Origin of the sequence: Lysinibacillus sp. NPDC096418, from assembly GCF_044762775.1 — a bacterium.
In the GTDB taxonomy this organism is placed as follows: Bacteria; Bacillota; Bacilli; order Bacillales_A; family Planococcaceae; genus Lysinibacillus.
Genome location: NZ_JBIWEY010000003.1, coordinates 147,663 through 166,667 on the forward strand (window position 1 = coordinate 147,663; position 19,005 = coordinate 166,667).

Genomic DNA, 19,005 nt, shown 5'->3' on the forward strand with positions numbered 1-19,005 from the left:
AATGGATCAACGATTTACATTACGGTTTACAGCAACGAAGGAAGGACAGTTGCTTCGAGAAGCTTTAGGTGAATGGCGTATTTCCAAACGTGCCTTAACAGCTATTAAATTCGAAGGAGGCTTATTGACTGTTAATGGAGTGGAGCGGAATGTAAGACATCCATTGCAAATCGGTGATATCGTCGAAGTCAAATTTCCACCCGAAGAAAAAAGCGAAGGGCTTGTTGTGGAATATGGTTCACTTCGTATTGTATACGAAGATGAAGCGATATTAGTAATTGATAAGCCCGCTCATCAAAGTACGATACCTTCTCGTGAGCATCCGACAAAAAGTATTGCCAATGATGTTTGTGGCTATTTTGAGCATCAAGACTTAGCTTCAACTGTTCACGTTGTGACGAGACTAGATCGTGATACATCGGGCTTACTTTGTATCGCTAAGCATGCACATATCCATCATTTAACTGGACTCGCACAGCGAGGTGGAGAGATATCGCGAGAGTATGAAGCGATTGTCCACGGACACGTAGTAGTGGATAAACAATCGATTATTGCACCTATTGGTCGAAAGGATACGAGTATTATTGAGCGTGAAGTACGCGAAGATGGTCAATTTGCCCATACAGATGTCACTGTGCTTAAACGCTTCAACATTCGCGGTGAGCCGATGACACATATTCGCTTGAAGCTACATACAGGACGTACGCATCAAATACGTGTGCATATGGCATATTTAGGGCATCCACTTGTTGGGGATGAATTGTATGGCGGTAACAGAGCGCATATTAATCGACAGGCACTACACTGTGTATCTTTGCAAATGTACCATCCGTTAACAGCTGGATCCTTGAAATTTTCAAGTCCGTTAATGGCAGATATGGAACGTTTATTAAATTGGTGAGGGAGATGTTCGCGTAAGCAGAGCATCTCCTTATCGTTTTTAATAGTGTTTTAGCAGATAATTAGATTTGTGTAGGGTATAGTAATGGAAAAGGTGGGTATCCAGAAAAAGAGTTTGCAGAACCAATAGGATACGCACTATTATATAAAAGGTAGATTTATGTGATAGTATGTATAAGTTAATTTGACGCTCGGAAGGAGGGGACAAGCATGATAGAGGAAAGAAATGAAAAAGATGAAGTACTATTTGACGAGGCGCATTTACGAGAAACGCTCGCTGCGAACGATATTAGTGCATTCCGAAATGAATTTTTAGAACTTCATCCATACGATCAGGCAACGTTTTATGAAAAGGTGGAGCCTGATATAAGGAAAATAATCTATACGTTCTTGTCTCCAACAGAAATGGCTGACATTTTCGAGGCAATCGAATTAGATGATGATGAGTATGAAGAATTTTTAAATGAAATGGATACGGCTTACGGGGCAGCAATGTTATCGCAAATGTATGCCGATGATGCTGCAGATGTCTTAAACGAATTAGATACAGAACAACGTGAAAGTTATTTAGAAATGATGGACGATGCGACGGCAGACGAGATTAATGAACTATTGAGCTATGACGAGGATACAGCTGGTTCCATTATGACGACTGAATATGTCGCTATCCCAGAAAATTCTACGGTACGCTCAGCGATGGCGATTTTACGCAAAGAAGCACCGAATGCTGAAACGATTTATTATATTTTCGTAGTGGATGAGAAACATCGACTAACAGGCGTTATTTCACTTCGTGATTTAATCATTGCGGACGAGGATACTCTTATTCGTTCGATTATGAATGAACGTGTTGTTATGGTGCATGCTGGAGATGACCAAGAAGAAGTCGCACAAATTATGAAAGACTACAACTTTCTGGCGGTACCTGTAATTGAGGACGCCGGTGAACTATTAGGGATTATTACGGTCGATGATATCATTGATGTCATTGATGACGAGGCATCAGAAGATTACTCAAAATTAGCAGGTATTTCTGATATGGATAAATTCGATACAAGTCCGTGGCAAGCAGCTAAAAAACGTCTGCCATGGCTCGTGATTTTATTATTTTTAGGAATGCTTACAGCAAATTTAATGGGGCAATTTGAAGAAACGCTCGATAAAGTGGCGCTACTTGCCGTGTTCATTCCACTTATTTCTGGTACGTCAGGAAATAGCGGTACACAGGCGTTAGCCGTTGCTATTCGTGGACTTGCAACAGGAGATGTCGAGGAACATAGTAAGGTGAAATTACTTATGCGTGAAGCCGGTACAGGACTTATGACGGGTATTGTGTGTGGTGTTATTGTAGTTGGTATCGTGTATATATGGAAACACGAACTTATTCTTGGCATGCTCGTAGGTGCTGCCATCTGTGGTTCAATTTTAGTGGCGACACTTGCTGGCTCATTCATTCCACTGTTGATGCACCGTTTGAAAATTGATCCAGCTGTTGCATCGGGTCCATTTATTACAACATTGAATGATATTACGAGTATTTTAATTTATTTAGGATTGGCGACAATGTTTCTTAGCCAAATCGGTTGAGCACCATAATTCTCCCTTTTGCATATCGTAAGGAAAAAAGGGTGTGAAAATTGTGGAGCGTGAGCCACTGTTATTTATTAATTCGCCATCTTATTTTTTAGATATTCCTCAGTCTCAACAGGAGAATATTTTGGAGGAAAGTACGTCTGTTTTTGTGAAAGATAGTTATGTAAATGAGCCGAGAAGTGTCCAGACCAATGAACAAAAAGATGAACCCATTAATGATTATTTGCTTAAACAATTTCAATTTTTAGAGAAACCATTTCGACAAAGGGTATATCAACCGTTACAAATATGTTTGAAAGACGGAAGAAAATTGGCGGGAACTGCATCAGATGTACAATCTGATTCTTTGATGCTTACTTCTGTAGAATTACAAATGCAGGAAATGATTCACATTGGAGATGTCAAACAAATATTATGGCGAGGAAAAAAATTGCCTATATGAAAAAAAAGCGTACAGCAGAGGATGCTGTACGTTTTTCTTGTTTTTGTAGTGTGTCAAAGGAGAAAGAGATTAATCACAAATACCTAAGTCAACATCAGCGATACATTGTACTGCACAGAAGCAAGATAAATCGACAGTAATACAGCTTTCTGTTGATTCCCAGTCTGTCACATCACAAAGCTTACCCATATCGATACAACACCCATCATCACCTAATAAATCAGCAGTTCTGTTATCGTCATCAATTGGTTCTAAAACACGTAGTGTAGCACAGCAATCATCAAACATGTCTTCTACACGGAAGAATACAGATGTACAATTGTCAGATTTAGAACTTTTATTGTTAGAATTTTTATCATGATTCGATTTACAAGAATGATTCATATTGAAGAATGCTTTGAATGGAGTACCGTCTTTAGTAAGTAACATAAACACACGTGTATCTGCATGGGATCGAACTGGACTCACGATACCACCAAGTGGCTCTAAGAAGCAGTTTGACGTACATGGAGAACATTCATCCTGCACCGCTTGATTTTGAATGTCTAGAATTGCACGAACTACGTCACAAACGCAGCCAGCATTTCTTGACCCAGTAGGGTTTGTTGGTTTACCACAACCCATAATTTCACCACCTCTCCTTGTTCTACTTCTACAATATGTGCTTTTTAAAAAGCAACTCGGGCTTTTGTCCTCATAGACGAATGAATAGTTTGTTTTATGTGTGGTGAAACTGTATAGAAAAGGAGGGTGAACATGTGAGGCAATTACAAACAGTACTGCTTTTGATGCTTAGTATTTCTATTCTTAGTGGATGTACTGACAAAGAAAAATTCATTGTATATGGTTCGCCACAAACTGAGGCAGAATTAGAACGGGTTTTAAAAGAAGAGGATTACGTCGAAAAAACAACTGTTCTTCAGCATGATGATAAAATGCTTGTCGCAGTGCAAATTAAACCATGGGATAAGTGGAAAAAAGCTAAATTAGAGAAAAAGTTACAAAAGAAATTTGACAAACTTTATCCAAATAAAGAAGTTTTCGTCTCTGCTGACTACAAGATTTATTATGAAGCAAATAAAGCCAAAAAGGACAAACTTGAAGGTGAAAAAATTAGCGACAAAATAAAAGAATTGAAGAAACTAGCGAAGGAGGAAGCTTGAATGGAAAAAGAACAATATCAAAAATTAGAACAAAGCGTGACACCGAAACCAACGTACTTGAAAAATATAACAAAGGCATTTTTTGTTGGTGGTATCATTTGTACAATCGGACAAGCGGTCTCTTATTTTTACATGATTTTCTTTAATTTTACAGAACAAACGGCAGGAAATCCCACAGTAGCGACAATGGTGTTTTTCGCGATGATTTTAACAGGTTTGGGCTTGTATAAAAAAATTGGCCAATTTGGTGGTGCCGGATCTGCAGTTCCAGTTACGGGCTTTGGTAATGCAGTGATTTCTGCTGCTATTGAGCATAAATCGGAAGGTTACGTTCTCGGCGTTGGTGGAAATCTATTTAAATTAGCAGGATCGGTCGTGTTATTCGGAGTTGTGGCAGCATTTTTCGTTGCGCTTATAAAATATATACTTGTGACGTTAGGAGTGGTCTCATGGTAATTGTTTTTCAAACAAAGCCTTCTATAATAGCCGGAGGTGTTGTTGCTGGACCACTCGAAAAAAGAAGTACATTTAGTCAATATTTTGATGCGATTTATGATGATGAGCGTTGGCAAATGAAAACGAATGAGCAGGGCAACCGAAAAATGATTCAAGAGGCTTGTGAAATCGTAATGAAAAAGACTGGTGTGACAAACTTAGAAATTGATTATTTTTTAGGTGGGGACTTGATTAATCAAATGACCCCAACAAATTTTGCTGCGAGGGAATTAGCAATCCCTTTTATTGGTCTATTCTCTGCATGCGCTACTTCAGTTTCTTCAGTAATTATTGCAAGTTTACTAACGGAAGTTGGAGCATCGAGCTTATCGCTTGCGGGTGCTTCTAGTCAACATAATGCAGTGGAACGACAATTTCGTTATCCGATTAATTACGGGGCACAAAAACCAGCAACCGCACAATGGACAGTCACAGCAGCTGGTTTTGCGTTAATTGGCAAGCATCAAGATAACCTTCCAAGTATAGAAGCTGCAACAATTGGTAAATCAGTTGATTTTGGCATGGATGATCCTTTTCATATGGGAGCAGCGATGGCTCCAGCTGCTTTTCAAACAATCCAATCGCATCTAGAGCAAAGGCAACAGAAATTTCACAATTACGATTTAATACTTACTGGTGATTTAGGACAACTTGGTCTGAAGCTGTTAAAAGGAATGTTTGCAGAGAGTGGTGCGAAACCAGAGGAGCTGACACTTATTCGCGATGCTGGTGCGGAATTTTATGGGCAGGATGAGGTATTCCAATCTGGGGCTAGTGGCGCTGGATGTTCGGCTTCTGTCTTCTATAGTTATATAGTGCAGCAAATGCGGGCAGGGCGTTATAAAAGGGTATTACTTGTTGCGACAGGTGCATTGTTATCACCTCTTTCTTATCAGCAAGGAGAAACGATTCCATGTACTGCGCATGCAATTGAAATCACAATGAAATGAGGCAAGAATTATGATAATGTCATTTGTATTTGCTTTTATCGTTGGGGGGCTTATTTGTGTGATTGGCCAATTATTAATGGATGTAGGAAATTTAACCCCAGCACATACATTGAGTACTTTAGTTGTTGCAGGAGCTATTTTAGATGGTATGGGTTTGTATGAACCACTAATAAATTTCGCTGGTGCAGGTGCAACAGTTCCGATTACTTCATTTGGAAATGCCTTAACACACGGAGCAATGGCGGAGGCGGAAAAGCATGGATTAGTCGGCGTGATGAGTGGAATGTTTGAAGTAACAAGCTCAGGAATTAGCGCAGCTATTGTCTTTGGCTTTATAGGTGCATTAATTTTTAAACCAAAAGGAAATATCGATTAGACGAATACCCCTCTCATTTCTGTGCCCTTACATACTATAGGGTATAGAAGGGAGGGGTACTTTTATGGGAGGCTATCAAGGTTGGGGTTCTCAACAATACGGTGGTTATGTTGGTGGAGCTAATTGCTGGAATAATAATTATTGCGGAGGCAATAACAATACTGGCTATGGTTCAACATTTGTATTAATAGTAGTATTATTTATTTTACTTATTATTGTCGGCGCTACTTTCGTATATTAAGGAGGGTGGATATGCAACGCTCATTTTTTAATTCAATAGAGAAAAAAACTGGCGTATCGATGGAAGAAATTTTCGCATTAGCGAACGCAGTACAACATGCAGACTTTAAAAATGAAAAACATGTAAGAAAAATCGTACGTCGTGTTGGCAAAGTGTCGAATAGACAAATAAGCCAAGAACTTGAAGATAAAATCGTAAATTCGATTTTACAAGATGGCGATTCATTAGACTTAGATAAAATCACAAAAATGATGAAATAATTAAAAAAGGTGTTATGAAGATGCGGTAGCATCTTCATAACACCTTTTAAGTTAAATTGATTTTTCCATTGCACGATGCGGAATATCGGCATCCATAAATTCTGGGGATGTTACTATATAGCCCAGTTTTTCATAAAAAGGAACTGCGTAGCTTTGTGCGTGTAATTTCACTTTTTTTATAGGGATAGTAATGGCGTATTTTTCTATTTCTTGCATAATTAAAGCACCAAGTTTTTTACCACGTTGTGATTGTAAAATACTTACTCGTTCAATTTTTGCGGTATCATTTTCTATAAGACGTAGACGTGCAGCACCAACAGCTTCATCATCTTTATACAGTACAAAATGTGTTGCCGTAGCATCATATGCATCATATTCTAGATGAAGAGGGATGCCTTGTTCTTCTACAAAAACTTTTGTGCGAACAGCGAATGCATCATCATGTTCACTTTTTGTTTCAACAATCTTAACGAAATACAAAGGTCATTCAGCTCCAGTCAATCGGAAAGTTTCGTAAGTTGTCCACGAACCATCTTCCAATTGGTACACTAAATGAATACGATCAATGATATCTTTCTCGTCAATACCTGACATACGTAATTGCCCAAAGATGTCGTCGTGTTCAGAAGCAGTCAATTTTTGAGCGATCGTAATATGTGGGACGAAAACGTGCTTTTCAGTACCAAATGGAATACCCTCTTGCAGCTCTTTATGGAATACTGTTAATTGTTCCGTTGGTTCAATGCGGAAATAAATTGTATTCGTTGCTGGGAAAAACGAACTAATGCGTGATGCATGAATTACTAATGGCTGATGTTTTGATACAAGCTCATTTAATTGTTGAACGACCGTTTTAATTTCTTCTTCACTTGCGTCGAAACTATCCTTTAATGTCATATGCGGTGTAATCAGTGCAACATGAGGGTCATAACGTTTTCTATACGTATTTGCCAAATCTTGCAGTCTTTTTGATGGAAACGCAACAATACCGTACTTCATAGTCCATTACCTCCCGAAAATAAACGATTTTTCTACCTAAGTATATCAGAAATTACATGACACGTAATTTGAATCGCCCAGAATTAATTGAAATTTTCAATTAAGGCACGTCTTAAATCAGGTTTCCAGTATTTCCATGTATGATTACCATCGAACTCATCATAAAATGTAGAAAATCCTTTACTAAGCATCAAATTGTTTAGCTTTCGATTTGGGGTTAAAAAGTCTTTTATTGTTTTATCCATTGTGACAACTTTGTTTTCATCTTTACCAATAATGTGATAAATTGAAATATCTGCAGGGTTTTTAAATTGTTCAACCGCCTTCAAGACATCATCATCCACATATGGAGATTGTAAAATCGCTTTACCAAAAATATTTGGATACTTTAAGGCAGCCATTAAGGAAGCGGTTGCAGCCAAAGAGTCGCCAATAACGCCACGTCCCATACCCATTTGATATGTTGCATATTCCCGGTCCAAATACGGCACGAGTTCATGTGCTAAAAAACGCAAATACGCTTCATGCTGTTCGCCGCTAGGAATATATTTATGACGGCGATCTTTAATATCTTTATATGGCACAAAAGCAATAATTAAATTTTCGATTTCATAGTCATCAATAAGTTCATCAGCAAGTTTTGTAATGCCGCCTAATTGAAAGTAATCCTTGCCATCTGATGCGATTAAAATGTTATATTTATATAGTGGTGAATAGTTTGCAGGAATGTATATATATAAATCTAAAGTTTCTTGCAAAGCCTCACTAAAAAATTTCAAATCTTGTACTGTCCCCTTGTCCAACGATGACACTCCTTCATAACGATATGTAACAAAATTGTATCATATTACAAAAGTAAGGGTATAATAAGTTTTGATGTGTGACAGCTAGAAGATCACTAGCAATAAAATTTGAAATGAGGTTTAGTTATGCATGATAAAAGTATTCGTGTACATTCTGATGAAGTTGCCAAAGCTACCAAAGCAGCATTACTTCGTCGTGGTGTAACGCAAGAGGCCATTGCTGAAATTGTTTATGAAATGCAAAATCCATATAATGATGGATTAACATTAGAACATTGTGTTCATTCTGTTGAGCGTGTACTGCGTAAGCGTGAAGTACAACATGCGGTTCTAGTAGGTATCGAATTAGATGAACTAGCAGAGAAAAAATTATTATCTGCCCCACTTCAACAAATTATTGAATCTGACGAAGGGCTATTCGGTGTCGATGAAACGATTGCACTTGGATCTGTTTTTACATACGGTAGCATCGCGGTAACAACTTTTGGTCACTTAGACAAACAAAAAATAGGCATCATTAAAAAATTGGATACAGAGCCAGGTCTTCATGTAAATACGTTTTTAGATGATTTAGTTGCTAGTATCGCTGCTTCAGCTGCTTCACGAATCGCACACCGCATGCGTGATTTAGAAGAAGAAGGCGAAACATTTGCTGATATTGAACCAGAGGAACTTGGACCAAAGCCAAAACCACATAGTGAAATTTAAGATGATAACGAATAAAAACTGTCTGCTAAGTTAGAAAACTTAGTAGACAGTTTTCTTTTTAATAATGAAGAGATAGTATGGTAGTATTACTATATTAAATGCTTAAAAGTTATGAGGGACTAGTGATAAATACTAGCTAGGAGAGAGGTACCAATAATGAAGGATAAAGATATTAAGACACTAATTACAAGTGGAACAATTATTTTAGCTTTTGTATTATATTTGATATTCAAATAATTTTATGATCTTCAGTTATATGTAACTGAGGATTTTTAGTTTAATGAAAAGATGTAAATTAGAAAGTAGGATATTCATTTGAAAAAAATCATTTTTGCTGTTTTCTTTTCTGCACTGTTTTTAAGTGCATGTACGGAAGAAAATAGGACGGATATTATTGAGACTGAAGATATAGAAAGTCTTGTATCATCAACAAAAGAAAATGCTAAAAAATACGACGTGAGTATGTTTGAAGAATATGAGTTGCAAGATGTTATTGACGGCGACACAATAAGAATAAAATATAAAGGTAGCTCAGAAAAGGTTCGTCTACTTCTTGTAGATACACCTGAAACTAATCATGAGACGTTAGGGGAGCAACCATATGGACCAGAAGCTAAAGAGTTTGCCAAGCAGCTATTAGCAGGTCAAGATGCGGTCTATTTAGAATTTGACGTTTCTTATCGTGATAAATACAAAAGATTACTAGCTTATGTTTACACGAAAGATGGTATTAGTGTTCAAGAGCAATTATTGAAAAACGGATTAGCACGTGTTGCTTATATTTATGAGCCCAATACAAAGCATGTAGATTGGTTCAATTCACTTCAAAAAACTGCACAAAATTCAGCAACAGGTATTTGGTCAGTTGAAGATTACGTTACGAATCGAGGCTTTGACAAAGAGGCTTATTATGCTACTACAAAGGAAAGGCATAATGCGTCTAGTACGGAAAATGACGAATCTAAAAATACTAACGATCATAACAGTTGTGTAATTAAGGGTAATATTAATTCAAAGGGTAATAAAATCTATCATGTGCCTGGTCAGCGTGATTATGAAAATACAGTAGCAGAAGAAATGTTCTGTACGAATGAAGAAGCAGAGGCAGCAGGGTTTATTCCAGCTAAGCAATAGATGTAAATATATTTTAAATTATACGAACGAACAAGAGCGCATAATCTTGTTCGTTTTTTTATATAAGCTGTTTTCGAGAAGATTTTTGCCATTCAACGGGGAGGTTACTTCTATAAGTAAAAATGGACAATTGTTATTTATGAACAAAATCGTTCAGCTCAATTAATAAAAGAGGTAGAACTTTGTAGTGAATGGTAACGTCATACTATATAAGTTAATTGAGGGGTGAAATTATGGGGTTTTGGTATTTCTTAATATTATTTATAGGATTATTTTTAGTGATTAAAGGATTACTTGGGGATAAGAGATTTGCCTTGGTACTTATAGGATTATTATGTATTTCGTTCTCAATATTTATGTTTTCTCCAGGAAGTGATGAAATCATTTCAGGATTATTCAATTTGAATTAGTTTGTTATCAAGCTCTTCCCTTGGTCTGTATGAAACATCTGATATCATTCAAGTTGGAATGATTGCTCGCAATCGATTGATACACAAGTTCTATGGTAGAAACTCTGGAAGTACATTATGAAAAAGATTCAAAATAAAATATTTCGTCACATGATAAGTACATCTAAAGAGGTGGATTCAATCTGGAAGTATTAAATTAATGTAAAAAAACGCTGTTGGATAAAATTCCACGGCGTTTTTTTAGGTAGAGTAACGGATTACCCCACGTGGAAAAAATACTTCCAGGTAAGTTGGGAAAAACCAATTATTCTATCATGAAGAATTTCTAAAAACGTTAGTAGTAGCCTTACATTTGAGATGAAACCAAAACATTTATAAATTGAGGACAATTTCGGTTAAGATGTTGACATTCATTGCTATATGAAGTTATGCTTGGTAATGGAAATGTTAATTGAGAATAATTTTCGTTTAGTTCGAAAATAGCAAGAATAAAAGATATTTATTATTAATATTTTTACACGATGAAAATTTTTAATTTTCATAATAAAAAATGGAGAGTGCGACACATGAGAAAAATAATGGTGTTGTTCATGCTAATTAGTATGATCGCGTTGACTGTAGCATTACCTCAAGCATCAGCGCAACTTGTAGATGGTACACATTCTGTAAAATATCAAGTGAATAAACCAGAAAGTAACTCACCGTCAATTGCGAATGATTATTTTGTAAAACCCGCAAAAGTGACCGTGAAAAATGGAGTAGCTACTGTACAAATTACATTGAAAAATAGTGCTTGGATTACAAAGTTCCAGCCACCAGGTGGTGCGACAGTTATTAGCGAAGATAAAGGTGCTGATACACGCGTTGTACAATTCACAGTAAAAGATTTAACGAAACCAGTTGTTACAGCAATGAAAATCGATATCAATGATATTAACTATCATCACGAATATAGTGTTTCATTAATATTCGAAGCAGGAGCTACAAGTGGTGCAGCGACAACTAACGAAAATACAGGTTCAAAGACAAATTCAGTACCAGAAAGTCAAGTGTCTAATCCACAAACAAGTGATGCAACTCCATATTTGTTCATCATGGCACTAGCAGGATCAGCATTTTTACTTTATAGAAATAAATTTCAAACAAAAACGGAGGGTCAATAATGGCTAAAAAACGTCAATCACGTGCAACGAAAATCGTACTCGCGTCATTACTAGCAGCATCACTATCAATCCCATCATTTGCATCTGCTGATGTAGGTGGAACAATTAATGTGAATGGAACAGAGGCAACAACTCGCGCTGTAGAAGCACAAGATGCTAAAACAGTGACTTTTAAAACATTCAAACCAGGTACAGATGAAGCTGGTTACATGGATAAGTACTTTGCAGGGACAGGTTTATTGGTTGAACAAGAAGGTACATATATTGCGAAATTAACAATACCAGCTAATTTTAGTAAAATGATTCCTGGCTTCCAAGTGAAGCAAGGTGATAAATATGTAGATGGAACAATCGAAGCGCAAGCAGATGGTTCAAGCGTTGTCTCATTCCCAGTAGATCCAACAGTGAAAAATGCAGCAAAAGTACATGTAGTGGTGGCTCAAGCTAATATGGATAAATGGTATGAGTTCGACTTCCAACCTATACTAGCAGAAGAAAAACCAGATGCGTCTGAAGAAACTATTGAAGTGGGCGTGACAGTTTACAAAGACGGTACTAAAGAAGAGTCAATTATGAAAAACTATATTGATTCGACTGTAGTTGTAACTGAAAAAGATGGTAAATACGTTGTAGACATGCTATTCCCTAAAGGTCAGTATATCCAAGCATTTAAAGTAGCTGGCAAGGATGCAACTTTAAAAAGTGAAGACAAGGCAACGAACGAGCGTATATACACATTTGAAGTGAAAGATTTAACAGCATTATTAACTGCACAAATCCACGTTATCGTAGATGAAGCAGGTGTTAAATACGATTCAAATCATACTGTTCAATTCAGCTTTGATGGAGAAGAGGAAGAAACAGCAAAACCAGACATTACAAATCCATTCAAAGATATTGATAATTACGAAAACAAAGAAGCGATTCTAAATTTACTAGCTTACGATATTATCAAAGCGCAAGATAAATTCAATCCAAATAACAAACTTACACGTGCACAATTCGCGTTAATGGTTTCACGTACTTTAGAATTAGAAGCAACTGAAGTTGCTGGCTTCAAAGACATCAAAGGTATCGAAGCTGAAAATGCAATTAATGCCCTTGCTGAATATGGTATTGTAGAAGCACGAGAAAAGTTCAATCCAAATGGAACATTAACGCGCCAACAAGGTGCTTTAATGATTTACCGTGCAATCCAGGCTGTTACTGAAGAAGAATTAAAGGTTGAAATTTCATTACCATACGCGGATGCTGCAAGTATTAAAGATGAGGAAGCGAGAAAAGCATTCTCATTATTAAACAAAGCTGGCGTTATGACTGGCTCTGTAGCGAAGGATGGCAAGAAGTATATCAATGCTAACCAACCATTAACGCGTGGCCAAATGGCAAAAGTATTAAATAACTCTTTAGACTTCTTTTATGAAGATGCAGAATAAGATCTAAAATAGCGACTTCCTTTCTCATCTTGATGAGGGAGGAAGTTACTATTGTTTCTATAGAAATTGGAGGAATAGATATAATGCAAATGAATAGAAAAGCCTTTCTTTTGGTGGTTACTTGCATCATTTTTATGACGTTTCCCTCTCAATTTGTATGGAAAAATGCATGGGCAGATGAAGGTTTGGCCAAAGAAGATGGTCAATATCAAGTTGAACTAAGTTTTCCATTAGTTGAAGGAGAACAGCAAGATAGCTTTTTCAGTAAAGCAGCGACACTTTTCGTAAAGAATGGCCATTATCAGTTGTCTTTACCGATGGTGTATCCAGACATCATTACGAACATACAAATCATGCAACTAGAAAAAATAGTGCCTTCTACGTTAAACAAGGCTGAAAATTTAGTTCAATTTGATATGAATGATTTAACACAGCCATTTACGATAAATGGTGCAGTGATCCTTCCATTTGAAGAAGAAACCGTTTCATTTATGGAGCAACTAGCAATTAATGTTGATTCACTTAAATTTATTGGACCAGTTATAGAAGAAAAACCACCAGTGAATTCAGAAGAAACGGATGAAGAACAACCTACTAAAGAATGGTCTTTTGATTATGTGTTGCTAGAAGATGGGGAAAATGAGCCATCTATGATGAATACATATGTAAATCCTACAGCCAAAATCATTGAATTAGATGACAAATATTTTGCGCAGATGACGATTTTAAAGTCAAGATGGGTAACTGGTTTAACTGTAGAGCAACAGGGTGAACAGATGGAGCCTACTTTGATTTCACTTGTTGACGATATTAGGGTTGTACAATTTGAAGTAAATGATTTTGAAAAGTTACAACGGTTGTGGATTAAACTAGATATTCCTGAACTTACTTATCACCACGAATACTTTGTCGATTTACAATTTGATAAGGAACAGGTGGCAAACTTTTTAGGAAAGTCATTGGAGCAAATAAAACCTGAACAGCCCAAAAAAGAGGATGTATCAAATGTTCAAGATAATGTGGGAGTAAAAGCACCAGATAAAGATTTATCAGCTATACCGCTAAAACCACCAACAATTAAGGTCTTTAATCCTTTACTTGGAGAGACTCAATTAGCATTTGATCGTACGTTAGATGAAGACGTGGAAGAGGCTACTGAAGACACGCAGCGAGAAGAAGTTACAGAGGATACAACTGGTAACAAGGAGATTGCTAACGACACGGCGCAGCAACTTGCTCAACTAGACAAAATAAAAATTGTTTTACTCATTGTAATTTGTTTATTATCGGGTATCATGCTTATTCGACGACTTAAGAATGCAAAACAAAAATAAGTGAGGGATTACGACATGCAAAAGAAATGGAAAATACTAATATTGTTTACTTCGCTTGTGGCTATGTTTGTCATAGCTGGTTGTAGTGGTGGAGATGATAGTGAAAAAATGGATGCATCACTTGAAAAAAAAGAAACCACTGAAGAAAGTGAACATCGAATTGTTGCTGGTACAGTCGTGATTGCTGAAATTTTAGATAAGCTAGAAATAGATGCCATTGCCGTTCCAGAAACAGAAAAAGAATTACCGACACGTTTTGATGGTCTTACTTCGATTGGCAATGCGATGGAGCCTGATATGGAAATCGTCAAATCGCTGAACCCTACAGATGTATTATCAGTATCAACGCTAGAATATGATTTAAAAGATAAACTCGAGCAATTAAAAGTCCCAGTGAATTTTTTGAATTTCCAAAGTGTTGATGCAATGTTTGACGAAATAAAAACATTAGGTGAACGCTATGACCGAAACGTACAAGCAGAGGAATTAATTGCAAGCTTACAAAAAAATATCGATGCTGTACAAACAGTTGCGGCCAATAAAGAAGGCCCTCGTGTATTAATTTTACTTGGGATTCCTGGTAGCTATTTAGTAGCGACAGAAAACTCTTATGCAGGTGATCTGGTGAAACGTGCTGGTGGTATCAATGTTATGGAAGGTCAGGATGCCGAGTATTTATCTTCAAATACAGAGTATTTACATAATAGTAACCCAGATATTATTTTAAGATTGTCACATGGTATGCCAGATGAAGTAGTGAAAATGTTCGACGAGGAATTTAAAACAAATGATGTTTGGAAACATTTCAGTGCTGTGCAAAATGGCAAAGTCTATGATTTAGAGGAAGAGTTATTCGGCACAACAGCTTCACTGCAAGTACCACAAGCTTTAGGTCAGCTTATGGAGATCTTCTATCGTTAATAGACAGAAAAAATGACGCTCGTGTAGTGAGGCTAGCCTTACTATACAGCGCTTTTATTATATTCGAGCCTGTGGGTGAATTCTATCAATAAAGGAAGTCAGATATGACAAAGAAAATTGTAAGTTTTACGACGGTAATCGTATTATTACTCGTGTCTATGATTTACTCGGCATCGACAGGTAGTATCAAGATGGGCTTTTTAGAATTTATAGGCGCATTTTTTGAAGAAGGTAATAGTCAGATGGAAGCTATTCGAGATTTACGCTTTCCTCGTATAATTGTGGCATTGTTTGCTGGAGCGGCACTTTCTGTGTCTGGGGTGTTATTGCAATCTGTTATGCGAAATCCACTTGCTGATGCAGGGGTTATCGGTATTTCCTCTGGTGCTGCATTTGTGCAGTTGTTTATTATTTCGTTTTTCCCGGCTTTATTTTTTATGACACCAGTGCTTGCATTTATGGGGGGAGCTTTTGCCTGCACACTTGTTTTTGCTCTATCGTGGAAATCAGGGTTAAGTCCGCTGAAGTTAATATTGGTGGGGATTGCCATCAATGCGATGTTTACGGGTTTGACAGAGGCCTTTATTAGCTTAGGAGGTTCATTGAATACATCCGCTTCAAGTGTCGTCGGTTCGAATTTAACGATGCGAACGTGGAAGGATGTCTCAACGATTGTGACTTACGGTTCAGTGGGCCTCATCGGCGCTTTTGCCCTCTATCGTTGGTGTAATCTTCTGGTGTTACAGGATAAAACAGCGAAAAGTTTAGGTTTTAATGTGGCGCGTGCAAGATTAATTATTGCAGCTGTTGCGGTATTATTATCAGCGGTTTCAGTTGTAGTGGCGGGGGTTATTTCTTTCGTTGGGCTACTTGTGCCGCATATAGCACGTCGCCTAGTTGGCTATGATCATAAAGTGTTGATTCCGTTTACTGCATTAGCAGGTGCACTTTTAATTTTAGTGGCTGATACGATTGGACGAACAATTGTTGCACCACTAGAAATTCCGGCTTCGACAATTATGGCGATTATCGGTGGACCATTCTTAATATTCCTATTACGAAAAGAGTGATGAAATATGGAAGTACAAGATATTATCGTATCGCATGATAATACAAGAAATCATTTAGATGGTGTATCGACTGCGATTCAAAAGGGGAAAATTACAACGATTATTGGACCAAATGGCTGTGGGAAGTCGACATTACTCGGTGTCATGTCACGCAATAATATACCGAAATCAGGTCATGTTTCCTTAGAAAGTAAAGATTTAATTCACTATAAGCCAAAGGAATTTGCCAAAAAATTAGCGATTGTCTATCAGCAAAATGATGTGCCAAAGGATTTAACGATTGAAAAATTAGTAAGCTTTGGTCGCCTTCCACATAATACGATGTTAAAGCGTAATCAAGAAGATGATCAAAAGGCGATTGATTGGGCACTTTCATGCACAAATTTACTAGAAAAGCGTCACAATGATTTAGAGGCATTATCAGGAGGCGAACGTCAGCGTGTATGGATCGCGATGGCACTTGCGCAGCAGTCAGAAATATTGTGCTTAGATGAACCTACGACGTATTTAGATATTTATTATCAAATTGAGTTGCTAGAGCTTGTCAAAACGTTAAATGAAGAGCACGGTTTAACAATTATTATGGTGTTGCATGATATTAACCAAGCAATTCGATATAGTGACCAAATCATTTTGATGAAAACTGGTCAAGTTGTAGCCGAGGGGGCTCCACGTGCGGTTATTACGAAGGAAGTTATTAAAGACGTGTATGGTGTCGATGCTATTTTCAATGAGGATGAGCAGCTCGGTCTTTACATGGTACCACTCGGTATTTAAGTAGGTGGAAAGATGAAAAAATGGACTTCTAAGTTACTTACCTTACTATATTTGGCAGTATTTTTGTATTCGGGTTTCGCACTTGTGAAATATTTAAATACGTATTATGAAGCATCAAAATCATTAAAGGAAGTACAGGCAATTTATGAAACAACGTTAGAAACACTTGGGGAAGAATCTGAAGATGAGGTAATCTTACCGGAAGACTTATTATCGAAATATATGATTCGACCGCAGTTTGAAGATTTACAAGCAGTAAATGAACATATTGTTGGCTGGGTATCAGTGGATGGAACGAAGCTCAATAATCCTATTTTACAGACGGATAATAATGATTTTTATTTAGATCATAATTTTAAAGATAATTATAGTCGTGCTGGGAGTGTCTTTATGGATTATCGCAATGATGTAACGGACATGAGTCGAAATACGATTCTTTACGGGCACGCTATGAAAAATGGCACAATGTTTGGCAGCCTGGACAGCTATTTGCAGCAAGACTACGCAAATGCGCATAGTAAGATTTATATGGATACATTATATGAAGGTTATGATGTTGAAGTGTTTGCGGCCTATGAAACAACAATTAATTTTTATTATATTGAAACAGAATTTACAACAGATGATGCATTTTTGAAATTTATTGAAGAGGTCAAAGATAGATCTGTTATTCAGATGGATGTTGAAATTGGGGCAGCCGATAAAATTATCACACTTTCGACGTGCAAGGATTCCGTTATGAGCGATGATCATCGCTTTGTTGTGCAAGGGAAATTAGTGAAGCGGTAAGAAAGAGGATGTACAATAAGTCCATTTAAGCAGAATAACTAGCTTTCTATATGGTAGAAAAACGCTTCGCTTTCCGCGGGCACAGCGTAAGTCGCAACCCTCGCAACCCGCGGCTTGTTGCGTCTTACGCCTCTTGCGTGCTTCTGCCGCTACGTTTCACTCACGCTTTCGTTGCAAATAATGTTCCCGCAGGAGTCTACTCGAATTTTTATCTGTATATAAAAAAATAGCTACTCGCTACAAACTATTTTACTTTAAGGACAGCCCGTTGTTCTGCCAACTTCATCAAAAAATTATTTCAATGGCTTGACTTAATGTAATTATGAATGTATAGTAAGTTACATAACGTAAGTAATTACTTTTAGTAACTAAAAATATTTACACAGTTTAAGTAACTGCAAATGTTCCACTTCTTTCACAAGAGGGAACATATTTAGAGTAGTTGCTTCATATTTTAACATATATCTCGAATTCGAGATAAAAACATTTCAATTGGAGGAATTAACTATGGCAAAATGGAATATCGATTTAGCACACTCAGCAATTAACTTTCAAGTAAAGCATATGATGGTATCAAAAGTAAAAGGTGTATTTGACTCTTACTCAGCAGATATTGAAGCGGAGGATCTTACAGATTTAACGACTGCAAACATTCAATTTGGCATCAATACGGCTAGCATTAACACACGCAATGAAGATCGTGATAACCACTTAAAATCAGGTGATTTCTTTGATGCAGATTCATATCCAACAATAACATTCAAGTCCACAAGTATTACGAAAAAATCAGATGATGCGTATGCAGTTACTGGTGACCTAACAATTAAAGACGTAACGAAATCAGTAACATTTGATACTGAATTTAATGGGAAAGGTACGAATCCTTGGGGCCAGGATGTTTACGGATTTGAAGCGGAAACTTCTATTAATCGTGAAGAATTTGGGTTAACTTGGAATGCAGCTTTAGAAACAGGCGGTGTGCTTGTAGGTAAAGATATAAAAGTAATCGTTGAATTAGAAGTAAATCCAGCATAATGAATG

At 37.0% G+C, this 19,005-nt stretch carries 23 protein-coding genes; 19 read left to right on the forward strand and 4 right to left on the reverse strand.

Annotated elements, in window-relative coordinates; all coding sequences use genetic code 11:
* Position 1 precedes the first annotated feature (1 nt).
* The 3 genes from ACIQZG_RS05000 (at position 2) to ACIQZG_RS05010 (ending at position 2,935) form a co-directional block, all read left to right on the forward strand.
* Positions 2 to 901, forward strand: coding sequence for an RluA family pseudouridine synthase (locus ACIQZG_RS05000; protein ID WP_402754066.1), 900 nt, complete (start codon positions 2 to 4; stop codon positions 899 to 901).
* A gap of 209 nt (positions 902 to 1,110) precedes the next feature.
* Positions 1,111 to 2,487 (forward strand): magnesium transporter, encoded by a 1,377-nt coding sequence (gene mgtE / locus ACIQZG_RS05005; protein ID WP_402754067.1) that lies wholly within the window; start codon positions 1,111 to 1,113, stop codon positions 2,485 to 2,487.
* A gap of 52 nt (positions 2,488 to 2,539) precedes the next feature.
* The gene (locus ACIQZG_RS05010) at positions 2,540 to 2,935 is read left to right on the forward strand and encodes a hypothetical protein (protein WP_402754068.1); all 396 of its coding nucleotides are present in this window, start codon (positions 2,540 to 2,542) and stop codon (positions 2,933 to 2,935) included.
* 69 nt (positions 2,936 to 3,004) lie between these two features.
* Here the strand turns inward: ACIQZG_RS05010 and ACIQZG_RS05015 are convergent, their stop codons facing one another.
* Complete coding sequence (locus ACIQZG_RS05015; protein WP_402754069.1) at positions 3,005 to 3,559, reverse strand: CotY/CotZ family spore coat protein; 555 nt, start codon at positions 3,557 to 3,559, stop codon at positions 3,005 to 3,007.
* A gap of 134 nt (positions 3,560 to 3,693) precedes the next feature.
* On the opposite strand from ACIQZG_RS05015, the gene ACIQZG_RS05020 reads away from it, so the two are divergent.
* The 6 genes from ACIQZG_RS05020 to ACIQZG_RS05045 all read left to right on the forward strand — a co-directional run bounded on the left by ACIQZG_RS05020 (position 3,694) and on the right by ACIQZG_RS05045 (position 6,420).
* Entirely contained in the window at positions 3,694 to 4,098 is a 405-nt protein-coding gene (locus ACIQZG_RS05020; protein ID WP_402754070.1) for a YhcN/YlaJ family sporulation lipoprotein, read from the forward strand.
* A complete protein-coding gene (gene spoVAC, locus ACIQZG_RS05025) occupies positions 4,099 to 4,554 on the forward strand; it encodes a stage V sporulation protein AC (RefSeq protein WP_402754071.1) in 456 nt (151 codons plus the stop codon).
* Positions 4,548 to 5,543: a stage V sporulation protein AD gene (locus ACIQZG_RS05030; RefSeq protein ID WP_402754072.1), complete on the forward strand. Its 996-nt coding sequence runs from the start codon at positions 4,548 to 4,550 to the stop codon at positions 5,541 to 5,543. Before spoVAC ends, ACIQZG_RS05030 begins: the two co-directional genes overlap by 7 nt.
* Before the next feature lie 16 nt (positions 5,544 to 5,559).
* Entirely contained in the window at positions 5,560 to 5,919 is a 360-nt protein-coding gene (spoVAE, locus tag ACIQZG_RS05035; RefSeq protein ID WP_402754073.1) for a stage V sporulation protein AE, read from the forward strand.
* 64 nt (positions 5,920 to 5,983) lie between these two features.
* Positions 5,984 to 6,160: a YjcZ family sporulation protein gene (locus tag ACIQZG_RS05040; RefSeq protein WP_402754074.1), complete on the forward strand. Its 177-nt coding sequence runs from the start codon at positions 5,984 to 5,986 to the stop codon at positions 6,158 to 6,160.
* A gap of 11 nt (positions 6,161 to 6,171) precedes the next feature.
* Positions 6,172 to 6,420, forward strand: coding sequence for a stage VI sporulation protein F (locus ACIQZG_RS05045; RefSeq protein ID WP_402754075.1), 249 nt, complete (start codon positions 6,172 to 6,174; stop codon positions 6,418 to 6,420).
* A gap of 51 nt (positions 6,421 to 6,471) precedes the next feature.
* On the opposite strand, the gene ACIQZG_RS05050 is transcribed toward ACIQZG_RS05045, so the two are convergent.
* From ACIQZG_RS05050 to ACIQZG_RS05060, 3 genes are all read right to left on the reverse strand, one after another.
* Entirely contained in the window at positions 6,472 to 6,900 is a 429-nt protein-coding gene (locus tag ACIQZG_RS05050; protein ID WP_402754076.1) for a GNAT family N-acetyltransferase, read from the reverse strand.
* 3 nt (positions 6,901 to 6,903) lie between these two features.
* Entirely contained in the window at positions 6,904 to 7,419 is a 516-nt protein-coding gene (locus ACIQZG_RS05055) for a YjcG family protein (protein WP_402754077.1), read from the reverse strand.
* Between the two features lie 83 nt (positions 7,420 to 7,502).
* Positions 7,503 to 8,222: an alpha/beta hydrolase gene (locus ACIQZG_RS05060; protein WP_402754078.1), complete on the reverse strand. Its 720-nt coding sequence runs from the start codon at positions 8,220 to 8,222 to the stop codon at positions 7,503 to 7,505.
* A gap of 126 nt (positions 8,223 to 8,348) precedes the next feature.
* On the opposite strand from ACIQZG_RS05060, the gene ACIQZG_RS05065 reads away from it, so the two are divergent.
* From ACIQZG_RS05065 to ACIQZG_RS05110, 10 genes are all read left to right on the forward strand, one after another.
* Positions 8,349 to 8,930 carry a phosphatidylglycerophosphatase A family protein gene (locus ACIQZG_RS05065; protein ID WP_402754079.1) on the forward strand — a complete coding sequence of 194 codons (582 nt, stop codon included), beginning with the start codon at positions 8,349 to 8,351 and terminating at the stop codon, positions 8,928 to 8,930.
* 315 nt (positions 8,931 to 9,245) lie between these two features.
* Positions 9,246 to 10,064 carry a thermonuclease family protein gene (locus ACIQZG_RS05070; RefSeq protein WP_402754080.1) on the forward strand — a complete coding sequence of 273 codons (819 nt, stop codon included), beginning with the start codon at positions 9,246 to 9,248 and terminating at the stop codon, positions 10,062 to 10,064.
* Positions 10,065 to 11,040: 976 nt separating this feature from the next.
* A complete protein-coding gene (locus ACIQZG_RS05075) occupies positions 11,041 to 11,637 on the forward strand; it encodes an NEAT domain-containing protein (protein WP_402754081.1) in 597 nt (198 codons plus the stop codon).
* On the forward strand, positions 11,637 to 13,073 hold the full coding sequence (locus ACIQZG_RS05080) for an NEAT domain-containing protein (protein WP_402754082.1): 1,437 nt from the start codon (positions 11,637 to 11,639) through the stop codon (positions 13,071 to 13,073). Before ACIQZG_RS05075 ends, ACIQZG_RS05080 begins: the two co-directional genes overlap by 1 nt.
* Positions 13,074 to 13,207: 134 nt before the next feature.
* The gene (locus ACIQZG_RS05085) at positions 13,208 to 14,407 is read left to right on the forward strand and encodes an NEAT domain-containing protein (protein WP_402754083.1); all 1,200 of its coding nucleotides are present in this window, start codon (positions 13,208 to 13,210) and stop codon (positions 14,405 to 14,407) included.
* 15 nt (positions 14,408 to 14,422) lie between these two features.
* The gene (isdE, locus tag ACIQZG_RS05090) at positions 14,423 to 15,328 is read left to right on the forward strand and encodes a heme ABC transporter substrate-binding protein IsdE (protein WP_402754084.1); all 906 of its coding nucleotides are present in this window, start codon (positions 14,423 to 14,425) and stop codon (positions 15,326 to 15,328) included.
* A gap of 104 nt (positions 15,329 to 15,432) precedes the next feature.
* Positions 15,433 to 16,398 carry a FecCD family ABC transporter permease gene (locus tag ACIQZG_RS05095; protein ID WP_402754085.1) on the forward strand — a complete coding sequence of 322 codons (966 nt, stop codon included), beginning with the start codon at positions 15,433 to 15,435 and terminating at the stop codon, positions 16,396 to 16,398.
* Positions 16,399 to 16,404: 6 nt separating this feature from the next.
* Positions 16,405 to 17,175: an ABC transporter ATP-binding protein gene (locus ACIQZG_RS05100; protein ID WP_402754086.1), complete on the forward strand. Its 771-nt coding sequence runs from the start codon at positions 16,405 to 16,407 to the stop codon at positions 17,173 to 17,175.
* A gap of 12 nt (positions 17,176 to 17,187) precedes the next feature.
* Complete coding sequence (srtB, locus tag ACIQZG_RS05105) at positions 17,188 to 17,964, forward strand: class B sortase (protein WP_402754087.1); 777 nt, start codon at positions 17,188 to 17,190, stop codon at positions 17,962 to 17,964.
* 507 nt (positions 17,965 to 18,471) lie between these two features.
* On the forward strand, positions 18,472 to 18,999 hold the full coding sequence (locus ACIQZG_RS05110) for a YceI family protein (protein ID WP_402754088.1): 528 nt from the start codon (positions 18,472 to 18,474) through the stop codon (positions 18,997 to 18,999).
* The last annotated feature ends 6 nt before the right edge of the window (positions 19,000 to 19,005 follow it).